The sequence below is a fragment of the Pedococcus dokdonensis genome (genome assembly GCF_900104525.1).
Classification (GTDB): domain Bacteria; phylum Actinomycetota; class Actinomycetes; order Actinomycetales; family Dermatophilaceae; genus Pedococcus; species Pedococcus dokdonensis.
In genome coordinates, this window is record NZ_LT629711.1 from 2,442,223 (window position 1) to 2,456,572 (window position 14,350).

Genomic DNA, 14,350 nt, shown 5'->3' on the forward strand with positions numbered 1-14,350 from the left:
CGACCCGGCGCCGACCACACCGATCCGACACCAAGGAGCACCCCATGACCATCACCAAGACCTCAGCCCCGGCCCGGTCCGACCTTCCCGCGGCGACGCCAGGGACCACCACCGACCGTCCCTACTTCCGGCACGGCACCATGCTCACCGTCGGCGCCCTCGCCTGGTCGAGCATGATCGCGGTGTTCGGGCTCAACAACGAGAGCACCGTCTACCAGTACGCCCACAACGCCAGCGCCTTCCTCTTCCAGGTCGGCGTGCTCGCCCTGGTGCGGGTGCTGTGGCGCACCAAGGCGATCGGCGGCGGCAAGGTCGCCCGCACGGTGCTCCGGATCGAGACGGGGGCACTCGCCCTGGCGATGGCCTCCACCGCATCGGACTTCCTCGGGCTCACCGACCTCGACAACCCGGCGTCGCTGGCGCTCGACCTGTTCTGGCCGATCTCGATGCTCGGCATGTTCCTGATCGGCATCCGGATCGCGATCGCCGGTCGCTGGAAGGGTGTGTCGCGCTTCTACCCGATCGTCGCCGAGAGCTGGGCCGTCGTCACCGTCCCGGCCATGGGCATCTTCGGGGAGGGCGTGGCCCGCTGGGTCGGCGCCGCCCACCTGGTCGTCGGCTACGCCGTCCTGGGCCAGATCGTCGCCCGCAAGAGGGCCGACGGCAGCTGACCACCCCGTGCAGGTGTGCCGCGAGCGGACGTCCGCTCGCGGCACCCCTGTGCCTGCGGCTCGCGCGGAACCGGGCACGGCGACCCGGCGTCGAGTAGACATGTCCCCACAGGTGCACCGCACCCGCACAGGAGGTGGCCGATGTTCGCAGCACTGACCGGCATGGGGTTGTCCGCAGCCGCGGGCCTCAACGCCTACATCCCGTTCCTCGTCGTCGCCCTGATCGCGCGGTTCACCGACGTCATCACGCTGCCTCAGTCGTACTCGTGGATCGAGTCGTGGTGGGCGATCGGGGTCGGCGCGGTGCTGCTGCTCACCGAGGTGGTGCTCGACAAGATCCCGGCCGTCGACACGGTCAACGACCTGGTGCAGACGTTCATCCGACCGAGCATGGGCGGGCTGATCTTCGCCGCGACGTCGGCAGCCGAGGGACTGGACAACTCGACCTGGATGACGCAGAACCCGTGGGTCGGCGTCGTCCTCGGCATCATCGTCTCGGGGCTGGTGCACGGCGGGAAGACCGCAGCGCGCCCCGCGATCAACGCGGGCACCCTCGGCTTCGGAGCCCCGGTCGCGTCGACCGTGGAGGACGGCGCGTCGGTGGGGCTGAGCCTCGTGGCGGTCTTCCTCCCGCTCCTCGTGATCCTCTTCCTCGTGCTCCTGGCCTGGCTGCTCGGGTGGCTCTGGCTCAAGGTGCGTCGATGGCGCAAGCGGCGCAACGGTCGCGCCGCCCTGGCCTGACCCTGCCACGACGCACCCGACCGACGCGCCTCGCAGCGTTCACCCAGCCGCGACCGCGAGGATGTCCCCATGACCGTCGTCGCCGCCCCAGCCCCCACGCGCCGTTCGCTGGTCACCGAGACGGTGCTGGTGCTCGGGGTCAGCCTGGGGTCCTCGGGCATCTACGCGTTGCTCTCGTTGGTCAACAAGCTGACCCGCAACGTCCCGCTCAACCAGCAGACCACGGCGATGAACTCGTCGGTGACACCGGACCGGCCGTGGCTCGACCTCGCCTACCAGCTGGTCGGCATCGTCCTCGCGCTCGTGCCGGTGGCCCTCGCGCTCTACCTGCTGACCCGGGACCGCGCCGACGCGCGGCACGCGATCGGCTTCGACCTGCGCCAGCCGGGGCGTGACCTGGTGCGCGGGCTCGCGCTCGCCGCCGCGGTCGGGCTGCCGGGGCTGGGACTGTATGCGGCCGCGCGGGCCCTGGGCCTCAACACCACCATCGCGGCGGCGAACCTCACCGACACCTGGTGGACGATCCCGGTGCTCGTCCTGGCTGCGGCGCAGAACGCGGTGCTGGAGGAGGTCGTGATGATCGGCTACCTCTACACCCGGTGGCTGCGCGCCGGCTGGTCGCTGCCCGCGGTGGTGGTGGTGTCGGCCCTCATCCGTGGCTCCTACCACCTCTACCAGGGCTTCGGTGGGTTCGTCGGCAACGTCGTCATGGGCCTGCTCTTCGGCTGGGTCTACACCCGGACCAAGCGGGTCGGTCCGCTCGTCGTGGCGCACACCCTGCTCGACGTGGTGGCGTTCGTGGGCTACGCCCTGCTCAAGGACCACCTGGCCTGGCTCAGCTGAACCAGGCCAGGTAGCGCTCACTTGGGGAGGTTGATGACCTTCGACGCGGCGGGGGCCGCGATCGTGGCGACCTTGTCCCACTCGCTGAACTCGAGCGTGCCCGTGTCGTCGTCCGGCCCGACGATCTTGAAGATGGTGGCCTTGCCGTCGGCGCTGACCAGGAGCTCGCCGTTCTCCTTGCCGGACTTGTCGGTGATCGAGTAGGCCTCGGCACCGTCGTAGGTCGCCTTGCTCACCTTGGAGTCCTCGGCCTTGAGCGCGGCCTGCATCTCCTTGTCGTCGAACAGCTCCTTGAGCAGGCTCTTGATCGTCATGTCACCGAAGTCCTTGGCCTGCTCGGCCGGCATCCGCACGTACTTGCCACCCAACAGCTTCGCCGCGTCCGCCGAGATCTGCTTGGTCCAGAACTCGTCGTTGCCGAGCAGGTAGTACTTGCCGCCGACCGTGAGGATGGTCGCCTTCTGGGAGCCACCCACGCCGAGCTCGAGCGACTGGTTGGAACCGTCGGTGGTGCCGGCGAGGTCGATCGTCATCGACGTGCCGTCGTTCTCGACCGAGCCGGTGATGTGGGCGCTCTTGGCCGCGAGAGCGGACTTCTCGGCCTGGTCGAAGAGCTCGGCCGCCGTGGGCAGCGTGGCCTCGGTGGTCGTCGACGACGACGAGCTGGAGCTGGTCGACGACGAGGTCGTCGGGTCGCCCTTGTCGCTGCCACAGCCTGCGAGCGCGGTCGCGGCGAGGAGCGGGACGGCGAGGGCCGCGAGGACCCGGTGGTTGACCTGCATGGTGGTGATCCCCTCCAAGACGGGTGACGCCCCTTCGCGTCACCGCTGAGGCACCTTAACGCGCCAAACGCCGCAATTCGACCGCAGCGTCGTACAGCTGCTTCTTCGACAGGCCGGTGGCCGCTGCGACGTCGGCGCACACGTCCTTGAGCCGCTCACCTGCGGCAACGCGCTCCTGTATGCCGGGCAGCGCCTTCTCGACGGTGGTCACCACCGGGCTCGCGCCGGCCACCACGACGGTGATCTCACCGCGCACCCCTTCGGCGGCCCAGGCGGCCAGCTCGGCCAGGCCGCCGCGGCGCACCTCCTCGTAGGTCTTCGTCAGCTCGCGGCAGACGGCGGCGCGGCGATCCGGCCCGAACGCGTCGGCCATCGCGGCCAGGGTCGCGTCGATCCGGTGTGGCGCCTCGAAGAAGACCATCGTGCGGCGCTCCCCCGCCAGCGCCTCGAGGCCGCGCGCCCGCTCGCCCGGCTTGCGCGGCAGGAAGCCCTCGAAGCAGAACCGGTCGACCGGCAGGCCCGAGACGGCCAGCGCCATCAGGACCGCGCTCGGCCCCGGCACGCAGGTGACCCGGACGCCGGCGGCGACCGCCGCGTCGACCAGGCGGTACCCGGGGTCCGACACGGACGGCATACCGGCATCGGTCACGACGACCACCCGCGCGCCGCCACGCAGGCGCTCGACGAGCTCTGCGGTCCGCGACGCCTCGTTGTGCTCGTGGTAGCTGAGCACCGCCCCGGTGGGCGTGACGCCGAGGTCGGCGCACAGCCGCCGCAGCCGCCGGGTGTCCTCGGCCGCCACCACGTCGGCGGTCTCCAGCTCGGCACCGAGGCGGGGTGCCGCGTCGCGCGGGTCGCCGATCGGGGTGGCGGCGAGGACGAGGACACCGGCGTCGGAGGTCACCCGACCATCCTGTCAGGGGCAGCACCGGTGCTGTGCATACGATGGCGCGCATGACCCGGATCGAGCAGCTGCGCTTCCGGCTGCTCGGGTTCCGGCCCACCGACGCCCTCTGGGGGTGGCTCGGCCCGCTCTTCTTCGCCGTCGTGGGCGGGGTCATGCGGTTCTGGTCGCTGGGGCGGCCGCACCAGCTGGTGTTCGACGAGACGTACTACGTCAAGCAGGGTGTCTCGATGCTCGAGTACGGCGTCGAGATGCGGGTGCCCGGCACCATCAAGAAGCCCGACGAGCTGTTCACCCAGGGCACGCCCGACGTCTTCGGCACCGAGGGCGACCTCGTCGTGCACCCGCCCGTCGGCAAGTGGGTCATCGCCGCCGGGGAGCACCTGTTCGGACAGACGTCGTCGTTCGGGTGGCGGTTCTCGGTGTGCGTCCTCGGCACGCTGTCGATCCTGATGATCGGCCGCGCCGCCCGCCGCATGTTCGGGTCCTCGTTGCTGGGCACGATCGCTGCCTTCCTCGTCGCCTTTGAGGGCCACCACTTCGTCCAGTCGCGCACCGGCCTGCTCGACCTGATCGTGATGTTCTGGGCGCTCCTGGCGTTCTGCGCGCTGCTCATCGACCGCGACCGCTCGCGGGCGCTGCTGGCCGAGCGCGCCGCCGGACTGTCCGACCACGAGCTCGCCACGCGGCTCGGGCCGTGGCTCGGGGCCAGGCCGTGGCGGTGGGTCGCCGGCATCAGCCTGGGCCTGTGCGCCGGCACCAAGTGGTCGGGGCTGTTCTTCCTCGTGGCGTTCGGGCTGATGACGGTGTGGTGGGACATGGGCGCCCGCCGTGCCGTCGGGGTGCGGCACTGGTTCACCTCGGCGATCGTCACCGACGGCCTGTGGGCCGCCCTGGTGATGTGCTCGACGGCCTTCGCGACCTACCTCGCGTCGTGGGTGGGGTGGTTCCGGTCCACCCTGGGCTACGACCGCACGTGGGGGGCGGTCCACCCGTCCCGCGACACGCCCTGGGTGCCGGACGCGCTGCGCTCGTTGTGGCACTACCACCAGGAGATCTACACCTTCCACGTCAACCTGCACGACAACCACCCGTACCGCACCAACCCCTGGTCGTGGATCATCCAGGGCCGGCCGACCTCCTTCTTCTACGAGGGCCCCAAGCGCGGCGACGGCGGGTGCGCCGTCGCGCAGTGCTCCAAGGCGATCACCTCGATCGGCACGGTCTCGGTCTGGTGGCTCGGGGCGGCCGCGGTGTTCGTGCTGCTCTACCACTGGCTGTTCAAGCGCGACTGGCGGGCCGGCGGCATCCTGGCCGGTCTGGTCGGTGGCTACCTGCCGTGGTTCTGGCTCGAGGAGCGCACCATCTACTCCTTCTACACGGTGGCCTTCGAGCCCTGGGTGATCTTCGCCGTGGTGTTCGTCCTCGGCCTGGCCCTGGGCAAGGGCACCGACTCGTGGCGCCGTCGCGAGCTCGGCCTTCTCGTGGTGGGGTCCTACTGCCTGCTGACGCTGGCGATCTTCGCCTTCTTCTGGCCGATCTACACCGCTCAGGTGATCCCCCAGAGCCAGTGGTCGCTGCGGATGTGGTTCCCCAGCTGGGTGTGACGCCTCCTCCGGAGCAGTGAGGGCCGGGATCAGCCGTTTGGTCAGGAACAGCCACTTTTCCTTACTGTTTCTTTACCCTCTCTTGACCTCCCCTTGTCAGGACAAATGCCCGCAATCGGGACGAATCGACGAGGTCGCGATCCTGTCCCTTGGGCCCTTTTGACCGCGTTCAGGGTCCAACGCGCCAATTTACGTTTCGTATACCGTCTCTTTACTATCTCTTGACCATTACCACGGCCCCACCCAAACTCCTCGAAGAACGCTCAGGTGGACCGCGATGGACTCGCACCCCACCCCCGGGCGTCACCACATCGGGGCAGTTGAGGGGCAGGGGCTCTTTCATGAACAGCAAGCGTGTTTCCATCGCGGTCGCCGTCACCGCGATCGGTCTGGCCGTGGCGCCGGGCGTCGCGTTCGCCGCGGACGGCCAGGTGCCGTGCGGCACCGCCGCAGTGCCGGCCGTCTACTCCACCGTGGTCGTGCCGGGCACCCCGGCCGTGACCCACGAGGAGTCCGAGTGGAGCTTGGTCTCCCAGGTCGTCGAGAAGAAGTGGCACCGGTGGGTCGTGGACACCCCGGCCCAGCCCGAGGTCATGGGGACCATCCACCACGACGCCGTCTACGAGACGGTGGTCGTCACGCCGGCCAAGGCCGCCTACGACGAGCCGGTCCTGGTCTCGGACGCCTACGACGAGCCGGTGACCGTCCCGGCGCACGACGCGCAGGAGGTCGACGTCCCCGAGCACCAGGTGCAGGAGGTCGACGTCCCCGAGCACCAGGTGCAGGAGGTCGACGTCCCCGAGCACCAGGTGCAGGAGGTCGACGTCCCGGAGCACCAGGTGCAGGAGGTCGACGTCCCCGAGCACCAGGTGCAGGAGCTGGTGACCGCCGCCTACGACGACCCGCCGGTGATGACCTCGCCTGCCGTGTACGTGATCGAGTACAAGTTCATCAGCAAGAACGGCGCCGTCCGTTGGGAGTCCGACCCGAACTGGAACGCCAACGGCAACAGCAGCTCCGGCGGCTGGGTCGGCACGGGCGAGACCCGACAGGGGGCGCTCATCTCCCCGGCCGTCTACGCCCCGGCCGTGCACCACGACGCCGTCTACAAGACCGTCACCGTCCCGGCGACCTACAAGACCGTCACCGTCCCGGCGACCTACAAGACCGTCACCGTCCCGGCCACCTACAAGTGGGTCACCGTCCCGGCCACGTACAAGTGGGTCACCGTCCCGGCGACCTACAAGACCGTGCACTACGACGCCGTCACCACGATCGTCCACCACGACGCCGTCTGGGACACGATCCACCACGACGCCGTCCCGGAGGTCACGAAGCAGGAGCTGGTCACGGAGGCCTACGACGAGGACGTCGTGGTCACCCCGGCCACGCCCGAAGTGGGGCACTGGGACGAGGCCTGGGGCGTCGACTCCCCCGGCGACGACTGGTCCGACACCGGTGAGACCCGCACGGTCGACGGTGACACCCAGCTCGTCTGGGCAGCCGAGTCGCCTGGCCAGTACTGGACCGCCACCGGCCAGACCCGGACGGTGGAGGACACCCCGGCGGTGCCGGACTCGACCACGCAGGTGCTCGTCACCGAGGCCATCCCGGCAGGTCCCGCCTGCCCGACGCCCGGGGAGCCCACGACCGGCAACGGTGAAGAGGTCGTCCCCGAGCCCGCCGACCCGGCGTCGGCGGTCCCCGGTGCCGCAGGTCTCGGCAAGCCCGCTGCGGCAGCCAACCCGACCACCGAGCTCGCCTTCACCGGCTCGGACCCGCGTCTCGCGCTGCTCGGCCTGGGCTTCGTGCTCACCGGGCTCGGCGTCTCGGCCGGCTACCGCAAGGTGGCTCGCCAGCGCTGACGTACGACGTGATCGGCGGAGGGGTTCGCGGCCCAGGGGGTGGGCCGCGGACCCCTTTCACGCAGGCCCGTGACGCTCGGGGTGGGGACTCAGGTCGCGGCGAGCAGGCGCAGCAGCCGGGCGGTCTCGGCCTGCACGGCGGCGCGACCGGCGCCGAGGTACTTGCGCGTGTCGACCACCGTGGGGTCATCCGCGAGGAAGTCGCGGACTGCGCCGGTGAACGCCGCGTTGAGGTGCGTCGCGATGTTCACCTTGGTCATGCCGTTGCGAACGGCGGCGACCAGCGAGTCGTCGTCGACGCCGGAGGAGCCGTGCAGCACCAACGGCACCGGTGACACGGCGCGGATGCGCGCGATGAGGTCGAGGTCGAGGGTGGCCGTCCGGCTCGTCATGGCGTGCGACGACCCGACCGCCACCGCTAGCGCGTCGACCCCGGTCTCGTGGGCGAAGGCCGCCGCGTCGGTCGGGTCGGTGCGCACCCCGGGGGCGTGCACCCCGTCCTTGCCCCCGATCTCGCCGAGCTCGGCCTCGACGGAGACGCCGAACTCGTGACAGCGCTCCACCACCGCTCGAGTGGTCTCGCGGTTGGTCGCGTCGTCGAGCTTCGACCCGTCGAACATGACGGAGGTGAAGCCGAGTGCGACGGCCTCGTCGACCAGGCTCTCGCTCTCGGCGTGGTCGAGGTGCAGCACGCACCGCGCCGACGAGCGGTTGGCGACGGCCATGGTCGCGAGCGCGACCGGCGCAAGGGCGCCGTGGTAGCGCACGGCGTTCTCGCTGATCTGCAGCACCACCGGGAGACCGGTCTCCTCGGCGGCCGCGACCAGCGCCTCGGCGTGCTCGAGCTGGATCACGTTGAAGGCACCGACTCCGCGCCCTTCACCCGCGGCGTCGGCGAGCACGTCGGCCAGGTTCACCAGGGTCATCTCTCGTCCTCCACCAGGGTCTGCAGCTCGAGTCGGTGGACGTCGGACGGGTCCACCTCGCCGGCGACGGGCTGCAGGACAGCCGCCGCGGACCACGCCACAGCATCGCGGACCGCGTCCTCGCGTGGGCGGCCTTCGGCGAGACCCGCGGCGAGCGCGGCGACCACGGCGTCACCGGCACCGGTCGGGTTCCCGTCCAGCGACACGTGCAGGCGGGCGCGCACGGCGCTTCCGTCGGCGGCATACCAGGTCAGCCCGTCGGGGCCGGCGGAGACGACCACGTCGCGGGCACCCAGGTCGCGAAGTGCTTGCACCGCAAGCGGAATGTCCTCGACACCGGTGGTCTCGGTGAGCTCCACGCGGTTGGGCTTGACGAGGTCCGGGCGCTCGGCGAGTCCCAGTCGCAAGGCGTCCCCGTCCGCGTCGAGGACCACGACGGCGCCCTCGTCGTGGCAGCGCCGGACGAGGGCGGCATACCCGTCCTGCGGACAGCCGGGGGGCAGGCTGCCGGACAGCACGACGACCCTGGCGCCGGACCCGGTGACGAGCGCGGCGACGTGGTCGAGCAGCCGCTGCCACGCCCCCGGCGACTGGTGTGGCCCCGGCTCGTTGAACACGGTGGCATCACCGTCGGAGGTGGAGACGACGGTGAGGGTGCGCCGCGACTCGCCATCGGCCGCCGCGAAGTCGTGCCGCAGACCGCGCGCGTCGAGATCGGCCCGGATCCGGGCGCCCGAGGCGCCACCGGCCAGACCCGTGACGAGGACGTCGCGGCCCATGGTCGCCAGGACGGCGGCGACGTTGACCCCCTTGCCGCCCGCACGTTCGGTGACGGTCCCGACCCGGTGGCTGGTATGCCGCGTGAGCGCGTCGACCTCGTAGGTCACGTCGAGCGCGGCATTGGGGGTGACGGTGATGATCACGCCGGGGCCTCGGCACCGGAGGGTGGACGACGGGTCACGACACGCAGCCTAGGGGCGCGGCGTCGCCGACCGCTGGCGGGTCCGTGGACGGGACGCGGTGCTGGCCCGCCCTTCCTGCACCGCACGAGTCAGCGCTGGGCGGGGGCCACCTTGCGCACCATCACGCAGTTGCCCAGACCCTTGGGCCGGTCGTAGGTGAAGCCCTCGCGCTCGTACATCGTGCGGGTGCCGTTGTAGAGGAACGACGAGTTCTTCTTGCGCACCCCACCGGTGTCGTGCGGATAGCCCTCGACCACTCCACCGCCGGCCTGCGCGATCAGGTCGACCGCCCCACGCAGGGCGACGGAGGCGAGGCCCTGACCGCGGTGCACCCTCTCGACCTGGATGCAGGTGATCCGGTAGTCGGGCAGCTGCTCGGCGGTGGCGAGGTACTCCTTGCGGTGGTGGATGCGGGGCAGCTCGTCCGGAGTGCCGTACTCCGCCCAGGCGATGGCCAGGTCGCCGTCGTAGACCAGGGCCGCGTGCGCGATCCCCTCGTCGACGCGACGCTGCTTGAACGACTTGTTGTCCTCGGTGGTGGTGTCGGGGTCGCGGTCCTCGGGGTGGAACCAGGTGCACCAGCAGTTCGCGAACATCCCCTTGTTGCGCTCGACCAGCGCCGCGAAGTCCCCGAACGTCTCGGGCGTCAGCGCGTTGATCGTGTAGTCGGACATGTCGGCAACGTACCCGGCATACCGGACGGTCCGCGTCCCCCACCGCGGCTGGCCTGGGACTGGTGGAGACTGGGCGCATGTCCTGGTGGCCCGACACGGTGATCGGCGTCGTCGGCGGCGTCGTGGTGCTCTGGGTCGCCCTGGTGGTCGCCCTCTGGCTGAGCAGGCCTGACGAGCTGAGGCTGCGCGAGGCGATCCGCCTGCTCCCCGACGTGGTGCGACTGTTGAGGCGGATCGCGGCGGACGACTCCCTTCCCCGGGGAGTGCGGGTGCGGCTGTGGCTCCTGCTGGCGTATCTCGCCCTCCCCCTCGACCTCGTGCCGGACTTCATCCCGGTGATCGGGTGGGCCGACGACGCGGTCGTGGTGGCGCTCGCCCTGCGTTCGGTGACCCGGCGAGCCGGGCCCGACGCGATCGACCGGCACTGGCCGGGTACCCCCGAAGGACTGGCCGCGGTCCGGAGGCTGGCTCGCGTCTGAAGTGGCACGTGGCGGTGTCGGGCTCCACCTACGATGGGGTGGTGCCTGGGCCTGAGAACTCCGACGCGAGCCGCGCGGGCCGACTCCATCGACAACGCCGATCACGTCGGCTCCGCGGCTCCCTGCTCGCGGGTCTCCTCACGGTGGCCACTGCGGTGACGTATGCGCTGCACCCGGAGGCCTTCACCCGCCGGGTCGACGCGGCCGTGTCCTTCGTCGCGCCACGCACCCCAGCCGCACAGGTGACCGACAGCGCGGACCGAGCCCGGTCGGCCCTCCCGAGCCCGACGGGCGGCCCCTCCACCTCTCCCACTGCCCCTGCGCCCGACGCCTCGACCACCGGGGCCCCGGCCAACGGGGCCTCGGCCAACGCGAGCCTCCCGCTCGGCGCCGCCATGCTCGCCAAGGTCCCCGCGACGAGCCGGCAGGTCCTGGTCGTCGAGGGCGCGGGCCCGTCCAGCAGCAAGGCGACGGTCCGCTACTACGAACGACGCGACGGGTGGGTCCAGGTGGCCTCGTGGAAGGGCCACGTCGGCAAGTCGGGTTGGGCCAGCAAGCACCGAGAGGGCGACCTGAAGACCCCGGTGGGCGTGTTCGGACTCACCGACGCGGGCGGTCGACTGGCCGACCCGGGAACGAAGCTGTCGTACGACCGGTCGTCCGCGTTCAGGGCTCCGGACGCCGGCCCCGCCTTCGGCGACTCGGCAGCGGACTCCTTCGACTACGTCATCGCGATCAACTACAACCGCGTCAAGGGGCGTTCACCCCTCGACTGGGAGCGCCCGGCTGGCGTCGCCCGCGGCGGCGGCATCTGGCTGCACGTCGACCACGACGGCCCTACGCACGGCTGCGTGACCATCCCCAAGTCCGCGCTCCGCTACCTGCTCGGCCGGCTCCAGCCCAGCCAGAAGCCGGTCGTCGTCATGGGTCCGGCGCAGTCGCTCTAGCCCCGCAGCGCGGTCTTGGCGGTACTGGGGCACGCGCGAGGGGGCGGCGTCGGAATGCCAAAGCAGAAACCCCGCCCGACCGAGCACGTTGGTGCAGGTCAGACGGGGTCCCGATGGGGTGGAGCTGAGGGGATTCGAACCCCTGGCCTTCTCATTGCGAACGAGACGCGCTACCAACTGCGCCACAGCCCCATGATGCGGACGAAACAATAACACCAGCACCGGGCCCGACGGAAAACGGCTCCGACGGGCCGAGGGGGCTCACGTCAGGTTCGCCCGCATCACGGTGTGGCCGGTGTTGACCTGCCGGATCTCGACCGAGGCGATCTGCGCCACGGGCAGTGCCGACACCCCGACCGGGTGCATGATCCGGTCCGGTCGCGCCGTCCAGTCGCGCAGCTCGGTCGCCTTGCCGGACCGGTCCACCACCCAGATCGCGTAGTCGATCCGATAGTCGCCGCCCGACCCGTCGCCGCCACCGGTGGGCCGGCTCGTGGGCGAGCCGGTACTGGTCGCACCACCCGTCTGCCGGGCGTACTGGCACTCCACGCGCAGCTCGGTGCCGTTCGCGATCGGCACGACGTCGACCACAGCCGTCATCAGCGAGGGCTCGACCGCGGTGAACGCCAACCGCCCCGGCGCGGCGACTGGTCGGGTGCCGGCGCCACCCGCGGTGGAGGTGATGCCCGGGTCAGGTGACCCGTCGCGCCCGGCCGACGACGCGGCATACCCACCGACGCCTCCGATGAGGAGAGCGGCAGCCGCAGCGGCGACCGGCACCAGCCAGCGGCGGCGGCGGCGGTCAGCCACGGCATCGTGCGAGGTGGGTAGCACCGGCATCAGCGACGCCGGCGGGTGGAGGTCGGACCCACCATCGAGGTCCATCGCGAGCACCTCGCCCGGAGGCAGCTGGGCGAGCAGACCCGGCATCCCGGCCAGCTCGGTGACCGCCGCGCGGCACGCGTCGCACTCCGCGAGGTGGTGTTCGTACTCCCGGCGCTGGTCGGCGGGCAGCGCGCCGAGGACGTAGGCGGCATCCCAGTCGGCGTACTCGTCGATCGTGCTCATGGGCTCGTCACCCCCTTCTCCTGAAGCACCAGTCGCAGGCTCCGCAACCCGTAGTGGAGCCGTGACTTCACGGTGCCCTCCGGCACCCTCAGCTCGGCGGCGATCTCGGCCACCGTCCTCCCTTCGTAGTACGCGGCGGCGATCACCTGGCGGTGTTCTCGCGACACGGACCCCAGCGCATCCGCGATCAGCCACCGGTCGAGCACCTCGCCGGACCGGTCCGCCACCCCCGCCTCGACGAAGTCGATCCCGGCCACCTCGTGCCGGTTGGCCGCGCTGCGCCACCGGTCGACGACGAGGTTGCGCACCACGGTGAACAGCCAGGCGCGGGCCTGCGGCTCGGTGCGGGTGCCGAGGGCCGGGTCACGCCAGGCGCGCAGCAGCGACTCCTGCACGACGTCCTCGGCGACCTGCGGGTCACGGGTCAGCCGCAGCGCGAACCGCCACAGCTCCGCAGCGTGGCGGTCGTGCAGCCCCTGCAGGGCAGCCTCCCGCTGGCTCGTCGTCACCCACCGCTCCTTCGACCTCGCGCACCGACCTCGGCCGCCGACGCGACCGATCCTCCCCGCTCGGGGAAGGCCCAGTAAAGACGAGGCACGGCGCCGGCGGGTTCACCGAGCGCGCCGCCCTAGGTGAACCACAGCGGGCTCGGCTACGTTCACCCGGCATGGAGATCAACGGACTGCCCGCACACGCCCTGCTCGTGCACCTCGTCGTCGTGCTGCTGCCGCTGACCGCCGTGGCCGCCATCGTGGTCAGCGCGTGGCCGGCCGCCCAGCGCAAGCTCACCTTCCTCGTGCCGGTCGGGGCGGTGATCGGTGCGATCGCCGTGCCCATCACCACGAGCGCCGGCGAGGACCTGGCCAAGAAGCTCGGCAACCCGCCGTTCCTCGAGAAGCACGAGAACTTCGGCGACATGGTGCTCCCCTGGGCGGCCGCGCTGGCCGTCACGACGATCGCCCAGTGGCTCTACCTGCGTCGTGACGCGGTCTCGACCGTGCCGAGGATCGTGCTCGCCGTGCTCGTGGTGGCCGCCGCCGTCGGCACCGCCACCATCGTCGCGCTCACCGGCGACTCGGGCGCGCAGGCCGTGTGGGGCAACAGCTAGGAGCCGGTCGGCAGGGTCAGGATGTCGGCGCCGTCGTCCGTGATCGCGATGGTGTGCTCGCTGTGCGCGGTGCGGCACCCGGTCGCGCTGCGCAGCGTCCAGCCGTCGTCGTCGGTGACCAGCTGGTCGGTGTCGGCCATCACCCACGGCTCGAGGCAGAGCAGCAACCCCGGCTGCAGCTGGTAGCCCCGCCCCGGCCGACCGGTGTTGGAGACGTGCGGGTCCTGGTGCATGGTCGACCCGATGCCGTGACCGCCGAACTGGGTGTTGACCTGGTAGCCGTCGGCCCTGAGTGACTCGCCGATCGCGTGCGAGAGGTCACCGATCCGGGCACCCGGCCCGGCCGCGGCGATCCCCGCGGCCAGTGCCCGCTGCGTCGACTCGACCAGCGCGACGCTCTCGGCCGGGCGCGACTCCCCCACGACGAAGCTGATCGCCGAGTCGGCCGCGATCCCGCCCAGCAGCACGGCCAGGTCGAGGGTGAGCAGGTCACCGTCGGCGAGCGCGTAGTCGCGCGGCAGCCCGTGCAGCACCGCGTCGTTGACCGAGGTGCAGATGTAGTGGCCGAACGGGCCGCGCCCGAACGACGGCTCGTAGTCGACGTAGCACGACTCGGCCCCCGCCCCGAGGATCATCGCCCTGGCCCACTGGTCGATCTCCAGCAGGTTGGTGCCGACCTCGGCCCGCCCTGCGAGCGTGTGCAGGATGTCGGCGACCAGGGTGCCGGTGGCCCGGGCGCGGGTCACCTCGGCCGGACTGAGGATCTCGATCAT

The 14,350-nt window shown here is 71.2% G+C and carries 16 protein-coding genes and 1 tRNA gene; 8 read left to right on the forward strand and 9 right to left on the reverse strand.

Annotated features, from left to right (window positions below; genetic code table 11):
* Window positions 1-44: 44 nt before the first annotated feature.
* The 3 genes from BLQ34_RS11410 (at window position 45) to BLQ34_RS11420 (ending at window position 2,255) form a co-directional block, all read left to right on the forward strand.
* Window positions 45-671, forward strand: coding sequence for a hypothetical protein (locus tag BLQ34_RS11410; RefSeq protein WP_091785450.1), 627 nt, complete (start codon window positions 45-47; stop codon window positions 669-671).
* A 141-nt stretch (window positions 672-812) separates the two neighbouring features.
* Window positions 813-1,412 carry a DUF4126 domain-containing protein gene (locus BLQ34_RS11415; RefSeq protein ID WP_091785452.1) on the forward strand — a complete coding sequence of 200 codons (600 nt, stop codon included), beginning with the start codon at window positions 813-815 and terminating at the stop codon, window positions 1,410-1,412.
* 69 nt (window positions 1,413-1,481) lie between these two features.
* A complete protein-coding gene (locus BLQ34_RS11420) occupies window positions 1,482-2,255 on the forward strand; it encodes a CPBP family intramembrane glutamic endopeptidase (protein ID WP_091785455.1) in 774 nt (257 codons plus the stop codon).
* A gap of 17 nt (window positions 2,256-2,272) precedes the next feature.
* Here the strand turns inward: BLQ34_RS11420 and BLQ34_RS11425 are convergent, their stop codons facing one another.
* Window positions 2,273-3,037 carry a LolA-like protein gene (locus BLQ34_RS11425; RefSeq protein ID WP_157693010.1) on the reverse strand — a complete coding sequence of 255 codons (765 nt, stop codon included), beginning with the start codon at window positions 3,035-3,037 and terminating at the stop codon, window positions 2,273-2,275.
* Window positions 3,038-3,092: 55 nt separating this feature from the next.
* The gene (gene rsmI, locus BLQ34_RS11430; protein WP_091785461.1) at window positions 3,093-3,941 is read right to left on the reverse strand and encodes a 16S rRNA (cytidine(1402)-2'-O)-methyltransferase; all 849 of its coding nucleotides are present in this window, start codon (window positions 3,939-3,941) and stop codon (window positions 3,093-3,095) included.
* Between the two features lie 50 nt (window positions 3,942-3,991).
* Here rsmI and BLQ34_RS11435 point away from each other — a divergent pair, with 50 nt between their 5' ends.
* Together BLQ34_RS11435 and BLQ34_RS11440 are read left to right on the forward strand one after the other, a co-directional pair.
* Window positions 3,992-5,548 carry a dolichyl-phosphate-mannose--protein mannosyltransferase gene (locus BLQ34_RS11435; protein ID WP_091785464.1) on the forward strand — a complete coding sequence of 519 codons (1,557 nt, stop codon included), beginning with the start codon at window positions 3,992-3,994 and terminating at the stop codon, window positions 5,546-5,548.
* Window positions 5,549-5,889: 341 nt separating this feature from the next.
* Window positions 5,890-7,413, forward strand: a complete 1,524-nt coding sequence (locus BLQ34_RS11440) for a hypothetical protein (protein ID WP_091785466.1) — start codon at window positions 5,890-5,892, stop codon at window positions 7,411-7,413.
* An 89-nt stretch (window positions 7,414-7,502) separates the two neighbouring features.
* Here the strand turns inward: BLQ34_RS11440 and BLQ34_RS11445 are convergent, their stop codons facing one another.
* The 3 genes from BLQ34_RS11445 to BLQ34_RS11455 form a co-directional block, all read right to left on the reverse strand.
* A complete protein-coding gene (locus tag BLQ34_RS11445; protein WP_091785469.1) occupies window positions 7,503-8,339 on the reverse strand; it encodes a class II fructose-bisphosphate aldolase in 837 nt (278 codons plus the stop codon).
* Window positions 8,336-9,262, reverse strand: coding sequence for a 1-phosphofructokinase family hexose kinase (locus BLQ34_RS11450; protein ID WP_091785472.1), 927 nt, complete (start codon window positions 9,260-9,262; stop codon window positions 8,336-8,338). Before BLQ34_RS11450 ends, BLQ34_RS11445 begins: the two co-directional genes overlap by 4 nt.
* A gap of 128 nt (window positions 9,263-9,390) precedes the next feature.
* Window positions 9,391-9,975 (reverse strand): GNAT family N-acetyltransferase, encoded by a 585-nt coding sequence (locus tag BLQ34_RS11455; RefSeq protein ID WP_091785475.1) that lies wholly within the window; start codon window positions 9,973-9,975, stop codon window positions 9,391-9,393.
* A 77-nt stretch (window positions 9,976-10,052) separates the two neighbouring features.
* Here BLQ34_RS11455 and BLQ34_RS11460 point away from each other — a divergent pair, with 77 nt between their 5' ends.
* Window positions 10,053-10,454 (forward strand): YkvA family protein, encoded by a 402-nt coding sequence (locus BLQ34_RS11460; protein WP_091785477.1) that lies wholly within the window; start codon window positions 10,053-10,055, stop codon window positions 10,452-10,454.
* A 41-nt stretch (window positions 10,455-10,495) separates the two neighbouring features.
* Window positions 10,496-11,401 carry a L,D-transpeptidase family protein gene (locus tag BLQ34_RS11465; RefSeq protein WP_197674691.1) on the forward strand — a complete coding sequence of 302 codons (906 nt, stop codon included), beginning with the start codon at window positions 10,496-10,498 and terminating at the stop codon, window positions 11,399-11,401.
* A gap of 119 nt (window positions 11,402-11,520) precedes the next feature.
* Here the strand turns inward: BLQ34_RS11465 and BLQ34_RS11470 are convergent.
* The 3 genes from BLQ34_RS11470 to BLQ34_RS11480 all read right to left on the reverse strand — a co-directional run bounded on the left by BLQ34_RS11470 (window position 11,521) and on the right by BLQ34_RS11480 (window position 12,978).
* Window positions 11,521-11,593 (reverse strand) — tRNA-Ala (locus BLQ34_RS11470).
* A gap of 69 nt (window positions 11,594-11,662) precedes the next feature.
* Window positions 11,663-12,469, reverse strand: a complete 807-nt coding sequence (locus BLQ34_RS11475; RefSeq protein ID WP_091785479.1) for an anti-sigma factor — start codon at window positions 12,467-12,469, stop codon at window positions 11,663-11,665.
* Window positions 12,466-12,978, reverse strand: coding sequence for a sigma-70 family RNA polymerase sigma factor (locus BLQ34_RS11480; RefSeq protein WP_091785482.1), 513 nt, complete (start codon window positions 12,976-12,978; stop codon window positions 12,466-12,468). Before BLQ34_RS11480 ends, BLQ34_RS11475 begins: the two co-directional genes overlap by 4 nt.
* A 158-nt stretch (window positions 12,979-13,136) precedes the next feature.
* Between BLQ34_RS11480 and BLQ34_RS11485 the strand changes: the two genes are divergently transcribed.
* Window positions 13,137-13,577 carry a DUF2231 domain-containing protein gene (locus tag BLQ34_RS11485; RefSeq protein WP_091785485.1) on the forward strand — a complete coding sequence of 147 codons (441 nt, stop codon included), beginning with the start codon at window positions 13,137-13,139 and terminating at the stop codon, window positions 13,575-13,577.
* On the opposite strand, the gene map is transcribed toward BLQ34_RS11485, so the two are convergent.
* Window positions 13,574-14,350: a type I methionyl aminopeptidase gene (gene map / locus BLQ34_RS11490; RefSeq protein ID WP_091785489.1), complete on the reverse strand. Its 777-nt coding sequence runs from the start codon at window positions 14,348-14,350 to the stop codon at window positions 13,574-13,576. The genes BLQ34_RS11485 and map overlap by 4 nt on opposite strands.